This is a genomic window from Saccharomonospora saliphila YIM 90502 (assembly GCF_000383795.1).
Lineage (GTDB): Bacteria > Actinomycetota > Actinomycetes > Mycobacteriales > Pseudonocardiaceae > Saccharomonospora > Saccharomonospora saliphila.
Genome location: NZ_KB912675.1, coordinates 12,208 through 18,003, shown reverse-complemented (window position 1 = coordinate 18,003; position 5,796 = coordinate 12,208). Strand labels below are relative to the sequence as shown.

Here is a 5,796-nt window from a genome sequence, read left to right as displayed (position 1 = left end):
CATGATTCTCGCGGCCTTCATGGTGGCCGCCGCACGAGGGTCGCGGCACGTCGGTAGCCTCTCGGGGCGTGAGCGCGGACACGAAAGCTGACCGTGCCGACGGTCGGGCAGAGCGTGGTCCTGACGCGGGCGCAGGCGCGCTCGACGTCGATGCCGGAGGGCGAGGACCTGGCGACCCTCGGGGCGAGCCGCACCACCCTGGTGCTGCACCTGGCGGTCAACCGCATCGAGCAGTGCGTGGCGGAGCTGCTGCCGAACTACGGCGCCGACTGCCCCGCCGCCGTGGTCGCCCACGCCACCCAGCCGGGCGAGATCGTCGTGCACGGCACACTGGGCGACATCGCGGCCAAGCTCCGCGAGGCGGGCATCACGAAATCGGCGGTCGTCATCGTCGGCGACGTCCTCGCCGCGGAGAACTACCCGGACAGCTTCCTCTACTCGACCGACCGGGACCGCACCCAGAAAACCAGCCCAGCCTGACCCTCGCCCCTCCCGCCCGCGAGTTGCCCCCGGCAGCCCGCGAGTTGCCCCTTCCCGGTCGGCGAGTTGCCCCTGGCAGCCCGCGAGTTGACCCCGGCAGTCCGCGAGTTGCCCCTGGCGGTCCGGGAGTCGCCCTTCCGGTCGCGGGCGACAGACGAGCCCCGGCGCGGACAGTCCGTCTCGGCTGTCCGCGCCGGCCCCGCGTGGTCGGCACACGCGGTCCCCGACACCCGGCTAGTGTGCCGGCTGGGCGGGGACCGTCGGCACGAGGACCGCGATATCCGCGTGCAGCTGGACCAGGCCCTGATCGAAAGTGACGAGACGACCGCCCCGTGTTCGGGCGAGTTGCGCGAGATAGGCGTCGGTGACCTGCCGATGGCCGAGCACTCCGGCGAACGGAACTTCGCAGTAGCTCACCGTATCGGGCCAGAACTCGTGGCGGGGGCTGTCCCTCAGCGCGTCGAGGACGCCGCGCGCCAGATCAGCGTTGTGTCCGTCGCGCATCAGCAGGCGTAGCAAGCTGCCCTCGGTGATCGGACAGGTCGCGAAAGGTTCGTCGTGACCGGCCAGCCAGTCCTCGGCCGCATCGTGATGCACATGCTCGGCGACCACAAGCGCGATGAGGACGTTGGCGTCGAGCAGTGCCGTCACTGCTCGTCCTCCAACGAGCGGACATCCTCTGTGGTGACGACCGTACCGAGACTCACGACCGGCAGTCCTGTCTTGGGGCTGCGGCTCAATTCCCCCGCGCTGCCTTGGCCAAGCCCCCGCCGCATGAGTTCGGCCACGATATCGCTCAGGGTGCGCGAGGTGTCCCGCGCGATCGAGACGACCTGCCGGTGCAGGTCGTCCGGCAGGTCCACGGTGGTGCGCATGGTTGCATCTTAGCATCCTCTCATCACGATGCAGGCGAATCAGCCTCACTCGCGCGATGCGCGAAGGCACTCGTGACTCCTAGGGACATCACGGGCTTGGGTGAGCAGCTCGCGCGAGCGAACGGGCAACTCGCGGGCCGGAGAAGGCAACTCGCGCGCCGGAACGGGCAACTCGCGCGCGGGAAGAGGCAACTCGCGGGGTTACGGGCCGGCGCGGCCCACGATCGCTCCGGCGCGGTCGACGGCGACGACGTCGACCGTGACGGGCGCGTCGGCCAGGACGTCGGCCGCCACCTGCCGGGCTCGCTCGGCGACCAGGTCACCCAGGGGCACGTCGTGCGCGCGGGCGAGCTCCAGCGCGTGCAGGGCCGTGTTGGCACCGCCGATCTCGGCGGCCAGGGCGTCGTGTCCGGCCCGACGCGCCAGTTCGGCGAGCAGGTCGAGATCGACCTGCGAGCGCTTCGAGTGCAGGTCCAGGTGCCCGGCGGCCAGTTTGGACATCTTGGCGAACCCGCCCGCCACCGACAGCCGTGGCACGGGATGGCGGCGCACGTACTTCAACACCGCGCCCGCGAAGTCCCCCATGTCCAGCAACGCCGTCTCCGGCAGCCCGTACAGCTCGGAAACCACGCGTTCGGAGGTGCTGCCCACCGCTCCCGCCACGTGCGAGTGCCCGAGAGCGCGGGCGACATCCACGCCCCGCCGGATGCTGTCGATCCACGCCGAACAGGAGTAGGGCACGACCACACCCGTAGTGCCCAGGATGGACAGGCCGCCGAGGATGCCGAGGCGCGGGTTCCACGTGTGCCGGGCCATCTCCTCGCCCTGTGGCACGGACAGCTCCACCACCACATCGGGCGACCCACCGACCCCGTGCTCGGCCGCGACCCGCCGCACGGCATCGGTCATCAGCTCGCGCGGCACCGGGTTGATCGCGGGCTCGCCGACCTCCAGCGGCAACCCGGGCAGCGTGACGGTGCCCACTCCCGTCCCCGCGCGGAACGTCACACCCGCGCCCGGCTGCCCCGCTCGGACGGTGGAGACGATCAACGCGCCGTGGGTGACGTCCGGGTCGTCCCCGGCGTCCTTGACCACCCCGGCGCTCGCGGAGTCGCCGCGCAGATCCTCGGTGGTCAGGGCGAAGGCCGGTCGTCTGCCCTTGGGCAGCACGATCGGCACCGGATCGGGGAACTCGCCGGTCAGCAACGCCGTGTAGGCGGCTGTGGTCGCCGCCGTCGCGCAGGCACCGGTGGTCCAGCCGTAGCGCAGTTCCGTCACACTCTCACCGTGTCCAGTATCCCCCAGCGCGTGCTGATCCTCGGCGGCACCTCCGAGGCCAGGGCGCTGGCCGCCGCGCTCGTGGCCGACGGCGTGCCCGTGACGTCCTCACTCGCGGGCCGGGTGGCCGCCCCCCGACTGCCCGAGGGCGGAGTGCGCATCGGCGGCTTCGGCGGCCCGGACGGGCTGGCGTCCTGGCTCGCGGAACACGACGTGGCCGCCGTGGTGGACGCCACCCATCCGTTCGCCGAGCGGATCTCCGCATCCGCCGCGGCCGGGTGCGCGACGGCGGGCGTTCCGCTGCTGCGGCTGGAACGCCCCGGCTGGGAGCCGGGTCCCGGCGACGACTGGCGCTGGGTCGACTCGCTGGACGAGGCGGCGGCGCTGGTGCCGGAGCTCGGCACCCGGGTGTTCCTCACCAGCGGACGCCAGGGCCTGTCCGCCTTCGCCGGGGTCACGGATGTCTTCTTCCTCGCCCGCTGCGTCGACCCGCCGGAGCCGCCGCTGCCCCCGAGGATCGAGGTGCTGCTCAGTCGCGGCCCCTACCGCGCCGAGGACGAAGCGGCGCTCATGCGCGAGCACCGCATCGACGTACTGGTCACCAAGGACAGCGGCGGCACGCACACCGAGGGCAAACTCACCGCCGCGCGCGAGCTCGGTATCCCCGTGGTCATGGTGCGCAGGCCACCCCACCCCGACGTCGAGGTGGTCACCGACGTCGACGGGGCACGGGCGTGGCTCGCCCGGCATCGGGGGCTTCACCACCACACCACTGGGGCCTGACCCGGGTCACCGTCGGTGTCACTTCCGGCCGAGTGCGCCGGTCAGGTAGTCGCGCAGGGCGACGGCGTTGTTGTGCTCGGTCTCCTTCGTGGCGAAGAGCAGGGTCACCGGGCCGTGCTCCAACGCCTCCCGCAGCGTTGCCACGCTTTCCGGGTTGTCGTCGAGTTCCCGCCGGTAGCGCTCGCGGAACTCCTCCCAGCGGTCGGCCCGGTGACCGAACCACTTGCGCAGCTCCGAGCTGGGGGCCAGATCCCGCAGCCAGCCGTCGAGGGCAAGCTCGTCCTTGCGGACGCCGCGCGGCCACATGCCGTCGACGAGGAACACCCGGCCGCGCAGCGCCGAGCCGTCCCGGACGTCGGGATCGTAGACCCGACGCACCACGATGTCGTCCGACTTCACCGCCATGGTCCGCCCCCGAATGCCTCGTCTGATCGACCGACACGTCCAGTCTGAGCGCACCGGCCGGCACCCGCACGGCGCTTCCGGACACGGCGGGCAGACCCGCGAAAGCCGTCACCGACGCGGGCGCTCCGCGGGTTTCGTGGTGCCGCCGGGGGATCACCTGTACCGCGGCGCCATCCGCCGCCAGGCCCCGGACAGCCGGACGCGACACCCCGCGACGTCGTCCTACGCGTGGTTCTCCCGTGCGTAGGGGCGCGACCACAGCGCCGCCTGAAGCGTCACCGCCTTGAACCACGCCTGGTGCATCGCCTCCACCTCCTCGGCGCTGTGGCCCTTGGCCGCGAGGAAGTCCCGCATGGTGGCCGTGATCGGGTAGATGAACGCGACGAGGTAGCGCAGCGGGATGGGCGTGGTGGCGTCCACACCGTCGGTGACGTTCTTCTTGTCGGCGGTGTGCCGCAGGGCGATCTCCTCCTGGTAGTCCAGCCACGCCCGGTCGAACGGGCGGCGGCAGGTGTCCAGGATCCACTGCGCGAACCGGGGCCGCACCCGGTCCAGGTAGCGCTGGATCGGCTCCCCGCCGGGGGTGGAGAAGTAGGCCATCAGGTGCGGGTGGTCGGCCACGAAGCCGTACCACACGTCCAGCACCCGGTCGGTCTGGTCTTCGAGCACGTCCCCGGCCATCCGCAGCGCCGCCCGGTCGTCATCGGTGAACAGGACGGTCTTCAGGAGCTTGTCCAGCTCCTCCTCGGTGACCGGCGACCGCGTCGACGTCCGGCCGAAGTCGTAACCGGCGATCTGGGTCTTCTGCTGAGTGGTCATCCCCGGCCTCCTCGGGTCCGCGCACAGGGTCGCCTACCGCGAGCGTGCCCCCGGTGCGGACGGGCAAACCCGCCCCGACCCGGGTACCGAGCAGCCCCGTCCCCTCCGTGGCGCGACACCGAGTGGACGACCGAGTTCATGCCCGAGGAGCGGGTCGCCGTCGGAGCCGGTCCGGTTCGGGGACCGGCTCCCTTCCCCTCTCAGGCGCGGGTGTTGACGCTCTCCGGCCAGGAACCCGTGGGCGGGACCCAGCCCTGCACCTCGGCGTACTGGCTCACCCGGGTGTTGCAGTCGATCACTTGGAAGTGCAGGTGCGGCGCGGTGGAGTTGCCGGTGCTGCCGGACCAGGCGACGACGCGGCCCTGCGGAACCCACGTTCCGGCGTTGTAGAGCGCGCGGTTGAGGTGGATGTACTGCGTGCACAGGCCGTTCGAGTGCTGAATGAGCACCTCGATGCCGTTGGCCTCGTACGGCGACCAGCCGGAATACACGATCGTGCCGCTCTGCGCGGCGGAGACCTCGTAGTTCGCCGGAAGGCCGAAGTCCCACGCGTACTCGTTGTACGGACCGGTATGCGAGTAGGTGCCCTCCGGGCCCTGCGTGACCTCGTAGGCCTCACCGGCCGGATACGGCAGTTCGTAGTAGTAGTCGGCGGCCGAGGCGGGCGCGGCCGCGCCGACCGCCATCGCGGCGGCGGCCACCACCGCACCCGCCGTCGCCGACACCGTGCGCAGGGCTTTCTTCACCGTGCTCGACATCGCGTCCTGTCTCCTCGTCTCGTCAAGGACTGCCGAGATCGGCCTCGGCACGGAAACAGTCCAACAAGTGGTGTGCCCGTGGACAACAGACTTTGGTTCCGTTTCGGCCCCTGGCGCCGTCGGGCTCGACGTGCTGAGCGCGCTCACTCGTCGAGCGGGTAGTCGCGCGGTGTCCACACCACCCGGGTGCCGTCGGGCTGCTCCCGCACCCGGGTGCGCGACGAGCCGACGATCAGCAGGGTGCGCATGTCCACCGTCTCCGCGTCGAACCCGGCGAGGTTGTCCACCCGCACCGACTCCTCGTCGCTGCCGACCGCGCGGGCCACCACCACGGGGGTGTCCGGGGCGCGGTGGCGCAGCAGCGCCTCCCGCGCGGCCTCCAGCTGGCTGCGGCGGCT

General features: G+C 71.6%; 7 protein-coding genes and 2 pseudogenes. 2 read left to right on the top strand and 7 right to left on the bottom strand.

Annotated elements, in window-relative coordinates; translation table 11 throughout:
* Nucleotides 1–81: 81 nt before the first annotated feature.
* Nucleotides 82–480, top strand: a pseudogene (locus tag SACSA_RS0112110) (SAM-dependent methyltransferase); the annotation flags it as partial.
* A gap of 234 nt (nt 481–714) precedes the next feature.
* On the opposite strand, the gene SACSA_RS0112105 reads toward SACSA_RS0112110, so the two are convergent.
* From SACSA_RS0112105 to SACSA_RS0112095, 3 genes are all read right to left on the bottom strand, one after another.
* Nucleotides 715–1,131, bottom strand: coding sequence for a TA system VapC family ribonuclease toxin (locus SACSA_RS0112105; RefSeq protein ID WP_019816190.1), 417 nt, complete (start codon nt 1,129–1,131; stop codon nt 715–717).
* Nucleotides 1,128–1,355 carry a hypothetical protein gene (locus tag SACSA_RS0112100; protein ID WP_019816189.1) on the bottom strand — a complete coding sequence of 76 codons (228 nt, stop codon included), beginning with the start codon at nt 1,353–1,355 and terminating at the stop codon, nt 1,128–1,130. Before SACSA_RS0112100 ends, SACSA_RS0112105 begins: the two co-directional genes overlap by 4 nt.
* 201 nt (nt 1,356–1,556) lie before the next feature.
* Nucleotides 1,557–2,633 carry a cobalt-precorrin-5B (C(1))-methyltransferase gene (locus SACSA_RS0112095; protein ID WP_019816187.1) on the bottom strand — a complete coding sequence of 359 codons (1,077 nt, stop codon included), beginning with the start codon at nt 2,631–2,633 and terminating at the stop codon, nt 1,557–1,559.
* A 30-nt stretch (nt 2,634–2,663) separates the two neighbouring features.
* Between SACSA_RS0112095 and SACSA_RS0112090 the strand changes: the two genes are divergently transcribed.
* Nucleotides 2,664–3,416, top strand: a complete 753-nt coding sequence (locus SACSA_RS0112090; RefSeq protein ID WP_019816185.1) for a cobalt-precorrin-6A reductase — start codon at nt 2,664–2,666, stop codon at nt 3,414–3,416.
* An 18-nt stretch (nt 3,417–3,434) separates the two neighbouring features.
* Here SACSA_RS0112090 and SACSA_RS0112085 read toward each other — a convergent pair whose 3' ends face one another.
* From SACSA_RS0112085 to SACSA_RS0112070, 4 genes and pseudogenes are all read right to left on the bottom strand, one after another.
* On the bottom strand, nt 3,435–3,821 hold the full coding sequence (locus SACSA_RS0112085) for a DUF488 domain-containing protein (RefSeq protein WP_019816181.1): 387 nt from the start codon (nt 3,819–3,821) through the stop codon (nt 3,435–3,437).
* A gap of 222 nt (nt 3,822–4,043) precedes the next feature.
* Nucleotides 4,044–4,640, bottom strand: a complete 597-nt coding sequence (locus SACSA_RS0112080) for a protoglobin domain-containing protein (RefSeq protein ID WP_019816180.1) — start codon at nt 4,638–4,640, stop codon at nt 4,044–4,046.
* 200 nt (nt 4,641–4,840) lie between these two features.
* Complete coding sequence (locus tag SACSA_RS0112075) at nt 4,841–5,398, bottom strand: M23 family metallopeptidase (RefSeq protein ID WP_019816179.1); 558 nt, start codon at nt 5,396–5,398, stop codon at nt 4,841–4,843.
* Nucleotides 5,399–5,541: 143 nt separating this feature from the next.
* A pseudogene (locus tag SACSA_RS0112070) lies at nt 5,542–5,796 on the bottom strand (ATP-binding protein); the annotation flags it as partial.

Bases quoted from the DNA above. Each gene is read 5' to 3' on its own strand.
- SACSA_RS0112075 (WP_019816179.1), bottom strand. From the start codon at position 5,398: ATGTCGAGCACGGTGAAGAAAGCCCTGCGCACGGTGTCGGCGACGGCG.
- SACSA_RS0112100 (WP_019816189.1), bottom strand. From the start codon at position 1,355: ATGCGCACCACCGTGGACCTGCCGGACGACCTGCACCGGCAGGTCGTC.
- SACSA_RS0112085 (WP_019816181.1), bottom strand. From the start codon at position 3,821: ATGGCGGTGAAGTCGGACGACATCGTGGTGCGTCGGGTCTACGATCCC.
- SACSA_RS0112080 (WP_019816180.1), bottom strand. From the start codon at position 4,640: ATGACCACTCAGCAGAAGACCCAGATCGCCGGTTACGACTTCGGCCGG.